General features: G+C 69.3%; 9 protein-coding genes and 1 pseudogene. 1 reads left to right on the top strand and 9 read right to left on the bottom strand.

The genetic code is table 11. The features are described from left to right. Window positions 1-104: 104 nt before the first annotated feature. The 7 genes and pseudogenes from OHU34_RS41510 to OHU34_RS41480 all read right to left on the bottom strand — a co-directional run. Window positions 105-3,209, bottom strand: a pseudogene (locus OHU34_RS41510) (alpha-amylase family glycosyl hydrolase); the annotation flags it as partial. Window positions 3,210-3,375: 166 nt separating this feature from the next. Then, window positions 3,376-5,085: a carbohydrate-binding module family 20 domain-containing protein gene (locus tag OHU34_RS41505; RefSeq protein WP_405771568.1), complete on the bottom strand. Its 1,710-nt coding sequence runs from the start codon at window positions 5,083-5,085 to the stop codon at window positions 3,376-3,378. Between the two features lie 406 nt (window positions 5,086-5,491). Next, complete coding sequence (locus OHU34_RS41500) at window positions 5,492-6,550, bottom strand: LacI family DNA-binding transcriptional regulator (RefSeq protein ID WP_142268359.1); 1,059 nt, start codon at window positions 6,548-6,550, stop codon at window positions 5,492-5,494. Next, window positions 6,538-8,223, bottom strand: a complete 1,686-nt coding sequence (locus OHU34_RS41495) for a glycoside hydrolase family 13 protein (protein ID WP_405771565.1) — start codon at window positions 8,221-8,223, stop codon at window positions 6,538-6,540. Before OHU34_RS41495 ends, OHU34_RS41500 begins: the two co-directional genes overlap by 13 nt. 28 nt (window positions 8,224-8,251) lie before the next feature. Beyond that, complete coding sequence (locus OHU34_RS41490) at window positions 8,252-9,091, bottom strand: sugar ABC transporter permease (RefSeq protein WP_230196141.1); 840 nt, start codon at window positions 9,089-9,091, stop codon at window positions 8,252-8,254. Window positions 9,092-9,138: 47 nt separating this feature from the next. After that, window positions 9,139-10,155, bottom strand: a complete 1,017-nt coding sequence (locus OHU34_RS41485; RefSeq protein WP_230196105.1) for a carbohydrate ABC transporter permease — start codon at window positions 10,153-10,155, stop codon at window positions 9,139-9,141. A gap of 23 nt (window positions 10,156-10,178) precedes the next feature. After that, window positions 10,179-11,450, bottom strand: coding sequence for an extracellular solute-binding protein (locus OHU34_RS41480; protein WP_142268362.1), 1,272 nt, complete (start codon window positions 11,448-11,450; stop codon window positions 10,179-10,181). Window positions 11,451-11,726: 276 nt separating this feature from the next. Here OHU34_RS41480 and OHU34_RS41475 point away from each other — a divergent pair, with 276 nt between their 5' ends. Then, complete coding sequence (locus OHU34_RS41475) at window positions 11,727-12,764, top strand: LacI family DNA-binding transcriptional regulator (RefSeq protein WP_405771560.1); 1,038 nt, start codon at window positions 11,727-11,729, stop codon at window positions 12,762-12,764. Between the two features lie 81 nt (window positions 12,765-12,845). Here OHU34_RS41475 and rfbB read toward each other — a convergent pair whose 3' ends face one another. Next, entirely contained in the window at window positions 12,846-13,823 is a 978-nt protein-coding gene (rfbB, locus tag OHU34_RS41470; RefSeq protein ID WP_405771558.1) for a dTDP-glucose 4,6-dehydratase, read from the bottom strand. Then, complete coding sequence (locus tag OHU34_RS41465) at window positions 13,820-14,887, bottom strand: glucose-1-phosphate thymidylyltransferase (protein ID WP_405771556.1); 1,068 nt, start codon at window positions 14,885-14,887, stop codon at window positions 13,820-13,822. Before OHU34_RS41465 ends, rfbB begins: the two co-directional genes overlap by 4 nt. Window positions 14,888-15,086 lie beyond the last annotated feature (199 nt).

Below are 15,086 nucleotides of genomic sequence, written 5' to 3'. Positions count from 1 at the left end.
CCGTGGAACGATTCCGCGGTTCCGGACCTGTCGGCCTCTTCTGCTTCTTCGGTCTGGGGACGAACCGGTCACTGGGTGGATCCTTCCGGTCGGGTGACTTCGATGCGCACGCCGGTGGCGCCCAGCAGAGCGCCGCTGTCCGCCCGTTGGGTGGCGATCAGCCGGCCTTCGAGTGCCTGGCCGACGCGATCGCGGTCCCGCGGGTCGATACGGAACGCCGAGCTACGCGCGTACTGCGGGTACCTGGCCTTCTGGTCCTGGGTCAGCTCGCTCGGTACGAGCCGCAGCCACCGGCCCTCGTCGGACAGTGCGCCGTTCTCGATCGTGAGGTCGCCCTCGGTCACGTACACGAGTTGCTGGCTGGCGACACCGGTACCCTCACCGGCCCATACGACGGTGTCGTCGCCGATCCAGGTGGCCTCCGACCGTCCGAGGTCGAGGCCGAAGGCGCCGCCGGGAGAGGGCGTCAGGTAGGTGGAGTCTCCGGCTACGCGCCAGACCTCGTGCCCGTACAGGGAGAAGTCGAGGGCCTCGTCGACGGGGACGTCCTTCTCCTCCTTCTTGTGCAGGATGTAGCTGAGCGAGACGGCCTTGTCCTTCAGCGGCACTTCGAAGACCAGCCCGTAGGAATCCCTGCGCACCGGCGGGATGGGGTCGTTCCACTCCGGCGGGTTCGCGGAGCCCGTCCAGGTGTGCAGGCCCCAGCCGTCGTAGTCGCCGTCGGGCCGGTGGTAGTGCAGGACGGCCTTGGCCGTGTCCTGGGGCGGATAGGCGTCCTCGGGCCGCGCGTCGCGGACCGCCGCGCTGTTCTGCTCGGTCCACACCTCGCTCGTCGCGGCGAAGTCGAAGGCGCGCTCGGGGCCGTCGGCGGCTCCGTCCTTCTCGACGGTGAAGCCGATGGTGCGGGCGCCGGTGCCGGGTGTGGTCCAGGCGAAAGCTCCGTAGGCGTCGCGGCCCGCGAAGGGGGCCGTCGTGCCGTCGGCGGTCCGCAGCATCAGACCGTCGTAGTCGCCGTCCGCACGCCGATGATGGACGACCGCGTAGTGCCGCTTCGCCGTCGGTTTCCCGGGGGCGGGGCGCTGTCCGGCGGTGGTCGTGGCGGTGGCGCCCGCGGTGCGTCCGGAGCTGTCGACGACGACCGCCTTGTAGCGCAGCGCCGTCCCGGCCTGCACCGTGCCGGGCAGGTGCTGGGTCACCTTGTAGGGGGCGTGGTCGGCCGAACCCAGCGTCTTCCAGGGCCCGTTGCCGACCTGAGCGGCGAACACCACCCGGTTCAACTGCCCGCCCTCCACTGCCGCGGAGATCTCCACGTCACCGGTCGCACCGGCGGCCGGCGGCCGCACCGACACGGACGGCTCGGCGGCGGGGGGCGACAGCGGCTTCGCCGCCTTCAGCACCACCGCGGACAGCGGCGGGACCTCCACCGTCACCTTCCTGTCCCCACCGCTGGTCACCCGCGCCGACGACCCGTACACACCGCGGAAGTCCATGCCCGCCGAATACGTCGGCACCTGTACGCTCCGCGCCTTGTCCGCGTTGTTGACCGCGACGACGTACTCCACCTTCCGCTTCAAGTCCGTGCGCGAGAACGCGTACACGCCCTGCCCGTCGTCCGCGTACCGCTCCTCCTGCACACCGTCACGCAGCGCCGGATGCCGCATCGTCAGCTTCGACAACGCGGCGATCGCCTTGTACAGCGGGTGCGTCGGGTCGTACGCGTCCGACGCGTGGGTACGGTCCGTGCCGATCTCGTCGTCGTCCAGGTAGTCCGCCACCTTGGAGGCGAACATCGTCTGCCGGGCGTCCACATCACCTGACGGACCGGTGAAGCCCTGCTCGTCCCCGGCGTAGATCACCGGGTTGCCCCGGGGCAGGAACATCAGCTCGTGCGCGAACCGGTCACGGCGCAGCAGCTCGGCGTCGGACGCGTCAGGGTTGTCCTGGCTGATGAAACTCCCGATGCGGCCCATGTCATGACTGCCGAGGAAGGTCACCTCGCCGTACGCGTCGGCCTTGTCGGTGGTGTAGCGGTAGTCCTGGGCCAGAACGTGGGCCAGGTCGCTCGTGGGGCCGCCGCGGGAGGCGTAGTTGCGGACCACGGCCTGGAGGGGGAAGTCGAGGGTGGAGTCGAGCCGGCCCTCGGTCAGATAGGGGGCCATGACGACCGGATCGGCGGAGAACGCCTCGGCGAAGATGAAGAAATCGGGTTTCCCCTGCCTGGCCGCGTAGGCGTCCAGCGCCGTCGCCCACTGTGTCCAGAAGGCCATGTTGACGTTCTTCGCCGTGTCGACGCGGAAGCCGTCCACGTCGAAGTCCCTGACCCAGGTCTCGTAGATCCGCTGCATGCCCTCGACGACCTCGGGCCGCTCGGTCCACAGGTCGTCGTTGCCGATGAAGTCGCCGTACAGAGCGCTCTCGCCGGCGAAGGTGGAGTCGCCCCGGTTGTGGTACATGGCCGGGTCATTGAGCCACGCGGGGACCTTGGTGTCGTGCTCGCCGGTGCGGTTCAGCGGTGTGTACGGGGAGCTGTCCCGGTCGGTCTCGCCCATGGCGGTGGAGTCGTCGAAGGGACGGCCCTCGGTGTCGAGGTAGGGATAGGCGCCCTTGGAGCGGTAGCCGTACTCCTTCTCCGCGTAGTCGATCGTGTCGGCGGTGTGGTTGGTGATGACGTCGAAGAAGACCTTCATGCCCTTGGCGTGAGCCTTGTCGATCAGTTCCGCCAGGTCGGCGTTGGTGCCGAAGTGCGGGTCGACCTGGGTGAAGTCGGTGATGGCGTAGCCGTGGTAGCTGGCGGACTCCTTGCCGCCCGTGGTCTGCACCGGTTTGTTCTTGAAGACGGGGGCCATCCAGATCGCGGTGGTGCCCAGGCCCTTGATGTAGTCGAGTTTCCGGGTCAGTCCCCTGAGGTCACCGCCTTGGTAGAAGTACTTGTCGGTCGGGTCGTGGCCGGTCTGCGAGCGGCTGCCGGCGAGTCCGCCCTCGTCGTTGGCGGTGGAGCCGTTGGCGAAACGGTCCGGCAGCAGCAGGTAGAACTGCTCGCGGGACGGTGCGGGCCGCGCCGGTGTGCGGGCGAGCGCTGTGTCGGACGGCGGCCGTGGAGCCGCGGCGTCCGCGGGCGGGGTGGTGGACGGCAGGGCCGACAGCAGCGACAGGAACAGTGCGACGGCCGAAGCCTGGGCGGTTCTGCGCCGGGACGGTAAACCGGTCATGGGGCGTTTCTCCTCACCGGTCGAACGGGACGATCCGCCTTGGGTGCGACAGCGCCGGCGCGGGCAAGGCGGGCCGCCCGGTTCGCCGTCGGACGGCGAACCGGGCGGTCCTTCGGTCGGCGAGACGGAGCGACGGTCCGGCGCGAGCGCGCCGGACGTCTCTGGCTCAGCTGCGCCAGGTGTCGCTCAACGTTGTCTTGCCGCTGGACGGGACGGTGGCGGTGCGGTTGCTTCCGCTCTCCCAGGTGACGTTGCCGGAGGCGTCCTTGCGGAGGTACTTGTACTCGAAGGAGGTGCCGGCCGGGAGGGCGACGTCGAGCTTCCAGGCGGGGTAGGCCGCCGGGTCGAGCTTGAGCGCGTCGGCGGGCTTCCAGCTGCCGAGCGCGGAGTTGTTGCCAGTGACGTAGATGTTCTCGCCCCAGGCCGTGGTGGCGTTGACGCCGAACGAGGCACCGGTGGTGACGTCGGGGTCCTCGCCGGGGTTCTCACCCGAGTCGGTGCAGCTCGTGGCTCCGGTGTGCAGGGCGAGTGCCGTGTTGGCGCCGAGGGTCGCGGTGAACTGCCCGGAGCTGTTCACCGTGACGGACTTGTCGCTCTGGACGTCGCAGTAGGTGCCGTCGGGCAGCGACGTCTGGAAGGTGCTGGACAGTGACGAGGACTCGTGGTTGATCGCCACGTAGGCCTTGTTGCCGCGGCCGAAGGCGATGGCGTTGCTGCCGTTGTCCCACCAGTTGGTCACGGCCGCGCTGCCCGCGGTGTTGCGGAACTTGACCATGCTCGCGATCTCACGCCAGGCGTGCTGGCACTTCCACCCGCCGGTGTAACAGGCGTCGACCTGGCCGTTGTTGGGGCCGCCGGCGTCCTTGTCGCTGAACTCGTAGCCGGAATGGACGTCCGGCGAGCCGTAGGGCCACGCCAGGCTGAAGACTTCGGCGAGCGTGTAGTTCGCGCCGTCCTTGTAGCTCAGCGTCGAGCCGTTGCGCTCGGTGTCGTGGTTGGCGACGAAGGTGGCGGCCTTGCTGCCGGCGACGTACCCCCAGGCCTCGCCGAAGTTCTTCAGGTACGCGAGCTTCTCGCCGGAGAAGATGCGCTTCAGGTCCCTGCCGTAGGCGAACTCCTGGACGTCGCCGACACCGGTGTACTCGCTCGGCTGCACGGCCTCGCCGGAGGCTCCGATGGTCTCCATCTTCATGTAGACGTTCGGGTTGCTGAGGCGGCTCTTGATGTTGGCGAGGTCGTCGGCCGCGATGTGCTTGGCCGCGTCGACGCGGAAACCGTCCGTACCGAGGGACAGCAGGTCGTTCAGGTACCCGGCGATGGTCTTGCGGACGTACTCCTCGCCGGTGTCCAGGTCGGGCAGGCTCGCCAACTCGCAGTGCTGGACGTTCCAGCGGTCCGCGTAGTTGTTGATGTCCGTCTTGCAGTCGTCCATGTCGGACGCCGAGTACGTGCCGGGGTAGTCGTACTTGCTGTAGCTCGAGCCCCCGGTGCCCGTGCCCGCGCTGTTGGCCATGTGGTTGATCACCGTGTCGGCCACGACCTTGACGCCGGCGGCGTGGCAGGTGTCGATCATGTTCTTGTAGGCGGTGCGGTCGCCCAGTTTCGTGGCGATCTTGTAGCTGACGGGCTGATAGGCGGTCCACCACTGGGAGCCCGGGGCGTGCTCGTTCGGCGGGGAGACCTGGACGTACCCATAGCCGTCCGGCCCGAGTTCGTCCGTGCAGGCTTTCGCCACCGAGGCGAAGTTCCACTCGAACATCACGGCGGTGACGTCCTTGTCGCCGGGCGGGTCCGCCTGCGCGGTCGCGGGCGCCGTGACGACCACAGCGGCTCCCGCCACGAGGGCGAGTGCAGCGGTCACGGTCTTCTTGACCATCGTTCCTCCTGATCCACCTGATGCGGATGAGAGGCCTCACGCAGCAACGCGCCGTGCTCGACAGGCCTTTGAGAGTTCTTGCTGAAACGAAGCAGCAAGCACTTGCGGTCGAGACCGTACGAGCCTCTGGTTCATCGGTCAACCCTCCTGTCGAGACGCCCTGGTTTTTCCGTCTCAGACGTCAAACACACTGTCTGGAGCAGTAGTTGAACGACTGGAAGCTCTTTCGTAAGCGTTTCAGAGGTGTTACGTTCAATCACCGTCCGGTCCGGCGGATCGGAGACCCGCACGGGTCCACGCGCCCGGCCCGCCGGACTGGATCTCCAACCGAGGCTCCGCAGCCTTCACGCCGCCCCGCTGCCCCGACCAGGGCCGGCTGCGGAGCCTCTCCCCCGTACCCGGGCGGTCATCCCTGCCGCCGAGCCGTGGAACCGCGGACGACCAGCTCCGGCTGGAAGACGAACTCCGCGCGCTGCACCGGACTTCCTCCGATCTCCTCCAGCAGCGCGCCCACCGCGGCGGTCGCCATCGCCTGTACCGGCTGACGCACGGTGGTGAGCGGGGGATCCGTGAACGCGATCAACGGTGAGTCGTCGAAACCGATGACCGAGACGTCACGCGGGACCTCCAGGCCGCGCTCGCGCACCGCGCGGATCACCCCGAGGGCCATCAGATCACTGCCGCAGACGATGCCCGTACACCCTCTGTCCAGCAGCGCCGCTCCGGCCGCGTGGCCTCCCTCGACCGTGAACAGGGTGCGCTCCACACTCTGCTCGGCCTCGTCCGGCGGTGTCCCGCAGAGCGAGTGCACGGCCGGGGCGAACTCCTCGGTCTTCCGCCGTGACGGCACGAATCGGGTGGGCCCGACGGCGAGCCCGACCCGCTCATGGCCCAGATCGGCCAGATGACGCACCGCCATCCGCACAGCTGACCGGTCGTCGGACGAGACGAAGCACGCCTTGATGTGCTCGTTGTAGCCGTTCACCAGGACGAACGGCACGCGGCGCGAGGCCAGCTTGTGATATCTGGCGGGGTCGGCCGTCGTATCCGCGTGCAGCCCGGACAGGAAGACGATGCCCGTGACGCCACGGTCCTCCAACTGCTCCACCAGTTCGTCCTCGGTGGATCCGCCGGGCATCTGCGTACACAGCACGGGCGTGTACCCGTGCCCGGCCAGCACCTGCTCGATGACCTGGGCGAACGCGGGGAAGATCGGGTTCGTCAGCTCCGGGATGACCAGCCCGACCAGGCCGGCGCTGCGCTGGTTCAGGCGTACGGGCCGGTCGTAGCCGAGCACGTCGAGTGCGGCCACCACCCGCCGCCGGGTGGCGGGGGCCACGCCGGGTTTCCCGTTGAGCACCCGGCTCGCCGTGGCCTCGCTGACCCCGGCCTGGGCGGCGATGTCGGTGAGCCGCGGGGCGCTGCTCTCGGCGCCCCGCGCCAAGAAGAGGGTCACACCGCCCACCAGACGGTGGTCTCCGCGGGAAGCTCGGCCGCCTCGCCCGGGGGCAGCGACCCGCCGCTGCTGAGCAGCGGCCGCCCGGGAACGGTCCACCGCACCGGTGCGCCGGTCAGGTTGACGGCGCAGACCAGTTCACCGTGCGCCCGTCCGTCACCGGGGCCCCGCGCGGTGCGCCGGAAGGCGAGCACACCGTCCGGGGCCTGAAGCCACTCGACACGGTCGCCGGCGCCGAGCGCGGGGTGCTCCCGGCGCAGTGCCAGCGCACTGCGGTAGAGCTCCAGTGTCGACTCGGGATCCCCCGACTGGGCCTCGACCGACAGGTCCCGCCAGCTGTCAGGCTGCGGCAGCCAGCTCGGCCCTCCCGCGACGGGGCCGAAGCCGTACGGCGCCTCGGTGCCCTCCCACGGGATCGGCACCCGGCATCCGTCGCGCAGTCCGTCCTGTCCGTTGTCACGGAAGAACGAGGGGTCCTGTCGCACTTCGTCCGGCAGATCGGTCACCTCCGGCAGGCCGAGCTCCTCGCCCTGGTAGAGGTAGGCGGACCCGGGCAGGGCCAGCATCAGCAGCGCTGCCGCGCGAGCCCGACGCAACCCCTGCTCGGGGCCGTCCGCGGCGAGTCGCGTGGCATGCCGGACGACGTCGTGGTTGGACAGCACCCAGGTGCTGGGCGCGCCGACCGGACGCATGGCGTCGAGACACTCGTCGACGGCCCGGCGCAGCGCGTCGGCGTCCCAGCCGGCGCCCAGGTAGTGGAAGTTGAACGCCTGGTGCAGCTCGTCGGCCCGCAGGTAGTTCGCCGTGCGTTGCGCACTCGGCGTCCACGCCTCGGCGACGCCGATGCGCTCGCCCGGGTACTCGTCGAGGATGCCGCGCCACGAGCGGTAGATCTCGTGCACACCGTCCTGGTCGAAGAAGGGCAGCGCCTGGGTGCCCAGCAGGTGCAGCTGACCGGCTCGGCCCATGTCGGGCAGTCCGGCGGCTTTGACCAGCCCGTGGGCGACATCGATCCGGAAGCCGTCGATGCCCATGTCGAGCCAGTACCGCAGCACGGACCGGAACTCGTCCCGCACGGCGGGGCTCTCCCAGTTGAAGTCGGGCTGCTGGGGCGCGAAGAGGTGGAGATACCACTCCCCCGGTGAGCCGTCCGGGTTCTCGGTGCGCGTCCAGGCGGGGCCGCCGAAGATGGACTCCCAGTCGTTGGGAGGGTCCTGCCCGGCGGGACCGCGTCCCGGCCTGAAGTGGAAGCGGTCGCGCAGCGGGGACCCGGGGCCCTCGCGCAGAGCGCGCTGGAACCAGTCGTGCTGGTCCGAGCAGTGGTTGGGGACCACGTCGACGATCACGCGCAGTCCCAGGCCGTGCGCCTCGCGGATCAGTTCGTCCGCGTCGAGCAGCGTGCCGAACACGGGGTCGACGGCCCGGTAGTCGGCGACGTCGTAGCCGCCGTCGGCCTGGGGTGAGGCGTAGAAGGGGCTGAGCCAGACGGCGTCGACGCCCAGGTCCCGCAGATACGGCAGCCGGGAGCGGATGCCCTGGAGGTCGCCGACGCCGTCGCCGTCGCTGTCGGCGAAGCTGCGCGGGTAGACCTGGTAGATCACGGCGTCCCGCCACCAGCCCGGCCGCTCGGCCGGGCTCGAGGGTTCGGTTTCGGTGCTGGGTTCAGCGAGGTACTGGGTCATGTCTTCCCTGCCTGCAGTGGGGGGACGGTCAGGACTTGGTGGCGCCCGCGGTCAGACCCGAGACGAGGTGTCGCTGGACGAGCCCGAAGACGATCGCGGCGGGGACCGCGATGATCACGGCGGCCGCGGTCAGCGAACCCCAGTCACTCGTGTACTGGTTGACGAACGTCTGGAGGCCACCGGCGAGCGTGAGGTTCTCCTCGCCGGTCATGAAGGCGGAGGCGTAGGCCACTTCGGCCCAGCCGGTGATGAAGGTGTAGAAGGCGGTGACGGCGAGCCCCGGCTTGGCCAGGGGCAGCACCAGGCGCCAGAACGTCCCGAACGGGTTGAGTCCGTCGACGCGGCCGGCTTCGTCGATCTCGACCGGGATGCCGTCGAAGTACCCCTTCATCATCCAGGCGCAGAACGGCACCGCGACGGTGAGATAGGTGACGACGAGTCCGCCCGGCTGGTTGAGCAGCCCGAGGTCGGCGAGCAGGTTGTAGAGCGGCACGATGAGCACCGCGACCGGGAACATCTGGGTGAGCAGGAGCATCCACATGAGGGCGCGCATGCCGGGGAAGCGGAAGCGGCTCACCGCGTATCCGGTGGTGGCGGAGATGAAGACGCCGATCACCGTGGTCAGGCCGACGACGATCAGTGAGTTCTGCAGCCAGGACAGGAAGTCCGTGTCGCTCACCACGTGGCGGTAGTTGCCGAGCGTGAAGTCCTTCACCAGAGAGGTGTCGAACGCGTCCGTCTTGGGCTTGAAGGAGGTGACCAGCAGCCACAGCGGCGGGAAGACGGCGACCACGGAGGCGGTCAGCAGCGTCAGATGCAGTCCGAGGGAGGCCAGCGGGCCGCGGTCGCCACGCTTGCGCGAGGACACCGTGGACCGGGTGCCGGCGGGTTCGGACGGGCGGGTTCTCGTGTCGGTCACCAGGTGTCTCCCTGCGTGCGCAGCGAGCGGCGGTAGGCCGTCGCGAAGAGTGCGAGGAGCAGCAGGATCAGCACGCCCCAGGCGGCGGACGCCGCGTAGTCCCGAGGGCTGATGACGAAGGACATGCGGTAGGCGTACGTCACCAGGATCTCGGTGGCGTCTCCCGGGCCGCCCCGGGTGAGCAGGAAGATGACCGGGAACATGTTGAAGGTCCAGATGGCGCTGAGCAGGACGACCGTGCTCGACACGGACCGCAGGCCGGGCACCGTGATGTGGCGGAAACGCTGCCAGGGGCTCGCCCCGTCCATCTCGGCCGCCTCGTAGAGCTCACCCGGGATGGACTGCAGGCCGCCGAGGAGGGCGATGAGCATGAACGGCACGCCCAGCCAGACGTTCACGGTGATGACGGAGACCTTGGCCCAGGTCGGGTCGTTCAGCCAGGAGATCTGCTCGATACCGCCGTCGGCGAGCAGTTTGTTGAACAGGCCGCTGCGTTCGTTGAACAGCAGGCGCCAGGTGAAGACGGAGATGAACGCCGGCACCGCCCAGGGCAGGATCAGTGCCGTGCGGTACAGGGAGCGGCCTTTGAAGGTGCGGTTGAGCATGACGGCCAGCACCAGGCCGAGGGTGAAGGACAGCGCGACGCAGCTGACGGTCCACACCATCGTCCAGCCCAGCCGGTCCCAGAAGACACCGTCCTGGAGGATCGCCTTGTAGTTGGCGAGACCGACGTAGTCGTAGGTGGCGGGGATGTGGTTGACGCCGATGGTGCGCTCGACGTTCGCCTCGTCGGCGTCCGTGAAGGACAGCCAGACGCCGCGTGCCAGGGGGTATCCGATGATCACGCCGATCACGGCCACCACGGGGGCGACCATGCTCCAGGCGTACCAGTGAGTGGTCAGGGCTCTGCGCAGCCGCCCCGAGGGCCTCTTGTGGTCAGTGCGGCGGCCTCGGTCGCGGGCGCTCGGTGCGCCTGCGGCCCTCGGCGCCGACTGGCTGGTCTCGACAGCCATGGGTCGGTCAGCCCTCCCGCGGCCTACTTGTAGTCCTCGAGCAGCTTGCGGTAGGCGTCGCCGGTGTTCGCGGCCGCCTTGTCCGGGTCGGTCTTGCCGGACAGCACGTTGGCCATCTGGAGGCGGATCGGTTCGAAGAGGGCGTTGCCCTGGGCGATCCACGGGCGTTCGACGGCCTTGTCGACGGCGGGCTTGAAGAACTTCACCATCTGGTTGTCCGCCACCGCCGGGACCTTGTAGACGGAGGCGCGGGTGGGGAGCAGGCTCAGCTTCTCGGTGGTCTGCTGCTGCACCGTGGCGGAGCTCATGTACTTCACGAAGGCGTAGGAGGCGTTGAGGTTCTTCGAGCCCGCGTACACCGAGAGGTTCCATCCGCCCTGGGGCGAACCCTGCCGGGCACTGCCGGCCGGAACGGGTGCGACTCCCAGGTTGTCGGGGTTCTTGAACTGGGCGCCCGCCCGTACGTCCTCGATGGCCCACGGGCCGTTGAGCATCATGGCGACCTTGCCCGACTTGAAGGCGTTCTCCATGTTGTTCCAGCCGTCGGAGGCGTCCGTGATGGCCGCCTTGCTGTCCACCAGGTCCTTGAGGACCTGGTAGGCCTTCGTCCCGGCCTCGTCGTCGACCGTGACGGTCTTGTTCTTCTCGTCGACCAGGTCGCCGCCCTCGCCGTACAGATAGGGCAGGAACCAGTACGGGTCGTCGCCGCGCAGGTAGAGCCCGGTCGCACCGGTCGTCGCGGTGATCTTCGCGGCGGCCTTCTTCAACTCGGCGATGGACGCCGGTGCCGGGACGCCGGCCTTCTTCAGTAACTGCTTGTTGTAGAAGAGCGCCAGGGTGTCGATCACCTGCGGCACCGCGTAGGTCTTCCCCTCGTACCTGGTGCTGGCCGCGGCCTGCGGGAGGTAGTCCGCCTCGTCGTCGAGGGCCGCCGTGCCGTCGAGCGGGGCGAGGTAGCCGATGCTGGCAAAGTCCGCGACCCAGGCCACCTCCGTGCGCATCACGTCCGGGGCGCCGGAGTTGCCGCCGGCCGCGTTCTTGAACTTGGCGTTCGCTTCGCCGAAGGGGACGCTGACGTATTTGACGTCGACCTTCGGGTGTTCCTTCTCGAAGCCTTCGGCGAGGGCCTGGTAGGTCGCCTTCTCGGCCTCGTTGGAGGTGTCCCAGAAGGTGACGGTTCCCGAGAGCTCCTTGTCACCGTCGGCGCCGTTCCCGCCGTCGTCACCCCCTCCGCACGCCGAGGTCGTGAGGGCCAGGGTCGCGATCAGCGCGGTGGCCGCAATGCCACGCCGCATGTGAACTCCTATGAGTGGTCCCGGAATTGGGCGGAGGCGTCGACGCCTCACGCGAACCGCTCCTGTGCGGCGCCGGGGTTGCCAGGAACGTAACAGGATCGAAAAGACACCGAAAGTACTTGCTGGATTTTGCAGCAAGCAGTTTCAGCCATTGTGCGGCGGCCTTCCGAGCCCTCCGTCCGGCGGGCGAGTGCAGACGTCAGGTCGCGGTGGCCGTGCCTCCCCCGCACCGGGCGCCCTGGGCACACCGAAGGCCGGCGGGTACAGTGCACTGCCATGACCGCGCGGCTTGCCCACATCGCAGCCCAGGCGGGCGTCAGCAAGGCCACGGTCAGTCGCGTGCTCAACGGCGCGCGCGGCGTGGCTTCGGGCACCCGGGATTCGGTCCTCGCCGCTCTCGACGCACTCGGCTACGAGCATCCGCTGCGGCAGCGGCGCGCGGAACTGGTCGGCCTGATCACCCCGGAGCTGGACAACCCCATCTTCCCCGCGCTGGCCCAGGTGATGGGCCAGGCATTGACGCGTCAGGGGTACACACCCGTGCTGGCCACGCAGACGCCGGGGGGATCGACCGAGGACGAACTCACGGAGATGCTCGTGAGCCGCGGGGTGGCCGGCATCATCTTCGTCTCCGGACTGCACGCGGACACCACCGCAGACACCGGCCGCTACGACCGGCTGCACGAACGGGGCGTGCCCTTCGTGCTCGTCAACGGGTTCTCCCCCCGGATCGAGGCCACCTTCGTCTCCCCCGACGACCGGGCCGCCATGCGGCTGGCCGTGGCACACCTGGCGGAACTGGGTCACACCCGCATCGGTCTCGCGCTGGGGCCTACGCGGTTCGTGCCGGTGCAGCGCAAGATCGAGGGGTTCCGGGCCGCCCTGCGCGAGCAACTGGGACCGGCGGAGGAGGAGTGCCAGGAACTCGTCCAGCACTCGCTCTTCACCCTGGAGGGCGGTCAGGCCGCGGCGGCCGCGCTGATCGGCAAGGGGTGCACGGCCGTCATCTGCGCCAGTGACATGATGGCGCTGGGGGCCGTGCGGGCGGCGCGGCAGCAGGGGCTGGACGTACCCGGCGACATCTCCGTCATCGGTTTCGACGACTCTCCTCTCATCGCCTTCACCGATCCTCCCCTGACCACCGTCCGGCAGCCCGCCAAGGCGATGGGGCAGGTCGCCGTGGACGCGCTGCTGGAGGAGATCGCCGGTACGCCGCCGCCTCGCGCGGAGTTCGTCTTCATGCCGGAACTGGTGGTCCGGGGCTCTACCTCCGCCGGGCCGCGGAGCGAGCAGCGCTCGCCGGACCTGCGCTGAGCCGCCCGAGCCGTCCGGACCGGGTGACCGGTGGCCCGCCGATCGCCTGGCGCTCTCCCGGCGTCCCTGGGTGAGCTCGCCTCACGTGGACGCGAACAGCGGTCCCCACCAGTCCGCATGACGCTTGTACCACTCCACGGTGTCGGCCAGCGCGGTCGCGAAGTCGGCCCGGGGCCGGTATCCGAGCTCGGCCGTGATCTTGGTGTGGTCCACCGCGTAACGCCGGTCGTGGCCCTTGCGGTTCGGGACGTGCGCGATCCGGTCCGGGCCGGCGCCGCACAACTCGAGCAGCCGGTGCGTCAGTTCGAGGTTGGGCAGCGAGGTGCCGCCCCCGATGTTGTAGATCTCCCCCGGTCTGCCCGACCTGCGGACGAGTTCGACGGCGCGGACGTGGTCGTCGACGTGCAGCCAGTCGCGCACGTGCCGTCCGTCGCCGTAGAGCGGGACGTCGTCGCCGGAGAGGAGACAGGCCAGGAAGCGCGGGATCAGCTTCTCGGGATGCTGGCGGGGGCCGAAGTTGTTCGAGCAGCGGGTCACCCGCACGTCCAGGCCGTGGGTGTGGTGGTGGGCCAGCGCGATGAGGTCGGAGGCCGCTTTCGACGCCGCGTACGGCGAGGTCGGGCGCAGCGGGTCGCCCTCCCTGGCGGCGCCGTGCGACAGGGAGCCGTACACCTCGTCGGTCGAGACATGGACGAAGGTGCGCACGTCGTGGCGGAGGGCCGCGTCGAGCAGCACCTGGGTGCCCAGCACGTTGGTGCGGGTGAAGGCGCCGCCGTCGGCTATGGAGCGGTCGACGTGCGACTCGGCCGCGAAGTGCACGATCTGGTCGTGCTGCGCGGCCAGGGCGTTCACCAGTGACGCGTCGCACACGTCGCCCTGTACGAAGGTGAGGTCGGCGTGGTCGCGCACGGCGTCGATACGGCTGAGACTGCCGGCATAGGTGAGCCTGTCGAGGACGGTCACCGCCGTGCCTCCGGACGCTTCGGGCGCCAGCAGGTGGCGGACATAGGCGGAGCCGATGAAGCCCGCTCCGCCGGTGACGAGGATCCGAGCGTTCATGAGGTGAGATACACCTTGCTGTAGTCGCCGATCACGAGTTGGTGAGCCCGCGGCAGACGGGGTGCCGGGCGCACGACGGCGCTGCGGCCGATGAGGGAGGACTCGATCCGCGACACCCCCTCCACCTGGGCTCCGCGTAACAGGACGGAGTGTTCGATGGCGCTGTCCTCCACCCGGCAGTCCTCCCCTATGGAGGTGTACGGGCCGACGCTGGAGTTGCTGACGACGGCGCCCGCGCCGATGACCACGGGCCCCACGACGCGCGAACCGCGCACGATCGCGCCCTCGGCCACCCTCACCCGGCCGACCAGTGTGCTGTGCGCATCGACCTTGCCCTCGACGAGGCCTTCCACTCCGTCCAGGACGTGGTGGTTCACCTCCAGGAGGTCGTCGACGCTGCCGGTGTCGCGCCAGGGGCGGGTGGTGGTGTCGGCCCGCACGCGCAGCCCGTGCTCGATCATCCACTGCACGGCATGGGTGAGCTCCAGTTCACCGCGCGCGGACGGGGTGATGGCCCGTACCGCCTCGTGCACGGCCGGGCTGAAGGCGTACACGCCGATGAGGGCGAGTGCGCTGCGGGGGCTGTCGGGCTTCTCCTCCAGGCGCAGCACGTTCCCTTCGGCGTCGATCTCGGCGACACCGAAGGCGGACGGATCGGCGACCGGGGTGAGCAGCAGGCGTGCCGCCGCGGGGTCCGCCACCGTACGGCGGACGAAGTCGGTGACCCCCTGCTGGAGGTAGTTGTCCCCCAGATAGAGCAGGAAGTCGTCGTCGCCCAGGAAGTCGCGGGCGACGCGCACCGCGTGCGCGAGACCCAGGGGGCGGTTCTGCCGGAGGTACTCGATGCGTAAACCGAACGCGTCGCCGTCGCCGGTCAGTTCACGGATCTCCCGGCCGTACTCGCCGACCACGACGCCGACCTCGCGGATACCGGCCGCGGCGAGGGACTCCAGGGCGTAGAACAGCACGGGCTTGTTGGCAATGGGAAGGAGCTGCTTGGCGCCGGTGTGGGTGAACGGCCTGAGTCTGCTGCCCGTGCCACCTGCCAGGACCAGGGCTTTCACCGAGACCTCCGGGTGGGCGGGCAGATCTGGGGGCGTGTTCTCACAGGTCCCTCCTCGAGCGAGAGGCGTGGTGTCGCCGTCAGCGCTTCGACTCAACCAGAGCGCGACGACTCACCGCAATAGTTTTCTGAAAGCATCAGCAATGTCTTGCAGGGCTCTGCCTTCAAGTGTTTGACTCAACGCCGAACCGCCAACAGCG

Source organism: Streptomyces sp. NBC_00080 (assembly GCF_045041255.1).
GTDB classification, from domain to species: Bacteria; Actinomycetota; Actinomycetes; order Streptomycetales; family Streptomycetaceae; genus Streptomyces; species Streptomyces coriariae.
Note: the sequence above shows the minus strand (reverse complement) of the source record. Positions and strands in the feature narration are given on the sequence as shown.